General features: G+C 62.0%; 2 protein-coding genes and 1 pseudogene. All 3 read left to right on the top strand.

Annotated elements, in window-relative coordinates:
- Nucleotides 1-1,548: pseudogene (locus tag EOA33_RS39380) on the top strand (hypothetical protein); the annotation flags it as partial.
- Complete coding sequence (locus tag EOA33_RS30345; protein WP_127407322.1) at nucleotides 1,548-2,363, top strand: phosphoadenosine phosphosulfate reductase family protein; 816 nt, start codon at nucleotides 1,548-1,550, stop codon at nucleotides 2,361-2,363. The pseudogene EOA33_RS39380 and the gene EOA33_RS30345, both read left to right, overlap by 1 nt.
- A gap of 43 nt (nucleotides 2,364-2,406) precedes the next feature.
- Nucleotides 2,407-2,958 (top strand): hypothetical protein (locus tag EOA33_RS30340; RefSeq protein ID WP_210212628.1); only part of this gene is annotated, 552 nt, incomplete at its 3' end.

The following is a 2,958-nucleotide window of genomic DNA, read 5'->3' as shown; positions in this document are numbered from 1 at the left end:
CCTCTGTCGGTTGCGGACGCGGCGCTCGAGATCGCAGCCCTCATCTCCCTGAAGGGTGACGAAAGGCTGATGGATGAAGACCCGCTCGTCGGCAGGGAAGTCGAAGAGCTTCTGGCAATCGCCCGCAGGCAGCTGGCCGTCTCCATGCACAGGCTCACCACCCCGCGGCCGTCGCACACGACATGGCACGCCGAAGGCAAGGTCCTAGACGTGAGTTCGGACCGCCCGGCAGGGATCGCAGCCTCGGCGTTGATGGACGGGTGGTTCCCTCTCACACCCAGGATCGTCAACGACCAGGTTGTCCGCGCCCGGGTTTCGAGGCAGGTGTCGACCGCCCGCATCCGGCTGATAACCCGGCTCATGGACAATGCTGACAAGCCGATGCTCGGCTATGCGGAGGACGATTCCTCCGCCGAAGCGTCGCTGTACAGGACCGTGCTTAACAGGACCGGAATCCATGTCACGCGAGACGGCCAGGGGACCTTCGCTTCCCCGTCCGAGATCGCCGACGCGGGCACGGCCGAAGCGTGGCGCATTGTCGAGGACTTCTTCACCGTCAAGGGAAAGAGGCCTCTGTCCGACGTGGTGAACAGGCTTTCGGACGCTCCGGTTGGCCTTGCGGCAGGCGTGCTGCCCCTCCTAGTGCTCGCCGGATACAAGGCGTTCGCCAAAGCCGTCTCCATCCGCACCGACGGCGTTTTCGTCCGGGACATACTCGGGTTTGCGTCGACGCTGATGTTCCAGGAACCGGATCGCCACGAGGTCGAGGTGCACGCGTCCCGCGGGATCGCCATGAAGTATCTCGACGATTTCTCCTATGTGTTCGTCTACGAACGGCCTGGCCGTTTCGACGAAAAGGTCATCCACGCGAACATGGCGCTCGAGAAGTGGCTATCGACGGTGGCGGAGGGGGCGCGGCGTTCTCGGCGAATGCCTGCGACGGCAAGGAACCTGCTAAGGGCCGTCTCCGAGGCCAGGGACCCCGCCATGCTGATCCTAGACACGCTTCCCGCCCTGCTCGGCGGCGTCAGCAAGGAACGGAAGGACCGCCTGGACGAAACGCTGCGACAGGTGGAGGCCGCCCGGAACGCGGTCGACGGGCTGGTGGAGGGGTATCTCCGCGAAGCCGTGGAAGTCGTGGAAGACATTCTGCATCTCGAGGGCGCCGACAAGGAAACAGTGGACGGCGTGCACGAATGGGTAAGGTGTTTCGATGTAGAAGCCCTGCTAAGGCGCCGCGACCTGAAGATGACGGACCAGACCATTCTACGAACGGTCCGCGATTCAATGAACGGCCGCTATTCGGGGGAAGGTCTCGCGCGCGTTGTAAGTTCGGTCCTTCTGCAGCGGAGCATCGATAAGTGGCAGGACGACACGAAGGACCTCCTCCGCAAGGAGCTTCGTGAAAGCCGGGAGCGCATAGAGGCGGCCGCGCTGGACACGGACAGTCCGAGCGAAAGCTTGGTGCCGGTCATCAAATCCAGAATAATGAGCCTGGAGGACCAGCTGCGACGAATCACTCACGGCAGCAAGCGGGGGGCGGCCTGATGAGCAATCAGCCAGTATCTATCCATGATTCCAGTCTCGACAGGTCGGCGCGCCACATCGTCCCGCTTTCTGGAGGCAAAGACAGCACCGCGATGGCTATTTACCTTACGCGGGCCTATCCAGAGATCGACTTCGAGTTCGTCTTCTCGGACACCGGGGCCGAACTGCCCGAGTCGTATGCCTACTTCGAGCGGCTGGAGCACGTTCTCGGCAAGAAGATCACCCGGATCACCGCGCTCGACATGCTTGGCGTGGAAGAGAAGCAGGGACGCTCGCCCTTCGACGTCCTCCTTTACGAACATTTCTCCGGCTTCCTGCCTAGCCCGCGGTCGCGCTGGTGCACGCGCATGCTCAAGATTCATCCCTACGAGCGCCATATCGGCAAGGACAAGGCGTATTCCTACATCGCCATCAGGTCCGACGAGAACCGTTCCGGATACCTGAACAAGGGTAAGCCCGTCCTGCTCTCCGAGGAGCCTAACATCATCCCCGTCTACCCCTTCAAGGACGACGGGATCACCATCGACGACGTGAAGCTGATGCTTGACGATTCCGGACTCGGAATCCCGGAATACTACGAGTGGCGCTCCCGCTCCGGCTGCTATTTCTGCTTTTACCAGCAGGTCGGCGAATGGCAGGGCCTGCAGGAGAGGCACCCAGACCTCTTCGAGAAGGCCAAATCCTACGAGAAGGGCCAGAACGGCCGCAGCTTCTCTTGGGTGGACGGCCGCAGCCTCGAAGACGTGGAGAAGATGCCGAGGAAGAAGATGAAGCCGAAATCCGACGACGATGGCTGCGCCATCTGCCATCTCTGATCCCAAGGGGGGAACACGACCTAAGATGCACAGGAACCCATTGGTGGACTACCTGCGGACCTATGGCCCGCTGGCGGCGTCCGATTCCATTTATGACGAACACGTCCTTAAATCCGCGGCCGACAACGGCGTCAGCGCCATCGAGGTGAGCAGCGCCTTGCTCGACGGGCTTATGCGGAACTTCTCGGGAGCTTCTCCCCGCAGTGTCATCCTGACCGGAACCGCGGGGGACGGCAAGACCTGGCATTGCAGGAAAGTATTCACCTCGCTCGGCGGCAGTCTCGCGAGCTGGAACGCAGCGGACGGCATGATCGAGCTGGCCCTTCCTTCCGGGGGGACCCTGGTTACCGTCAAAGACCTCAGCCAGTTCCACGACGACCCGAGGCAGGACGCGATTTTCGAAGGACTGGTGAAGTCGATCCTCGGGGAGGACACGTCCACGTGCTACCTCGTGGCGGCCAACGACGGGCAGCTGCTGAGGTTCTGGCGCCAGCACGAATCGAAGGGCGAGCAGATTGCGAGGATCGAAACGGGCATCAGGGTCATGCTCGACACGGGCAAGACGGAATACGGAGGCCTGAACCTCAGCCTCCAC

The organism is Mesorhizobium sp. M4A.F.Ca.ET.050.02.1.1, assembly GCF_003997725.1.
Taxonomy (GTDB): domain Bacteria; phylum Pseudomonadota; class Alphaproteobacteria; order Rhizobiales; family Rhizobiaceae; genus Mesorhizobium.
The sequence above is the reverse complement of the archived record's forward strand: the minus strand, read 5'-3'. Positions and strand labels throughout refer to the sequence as shown.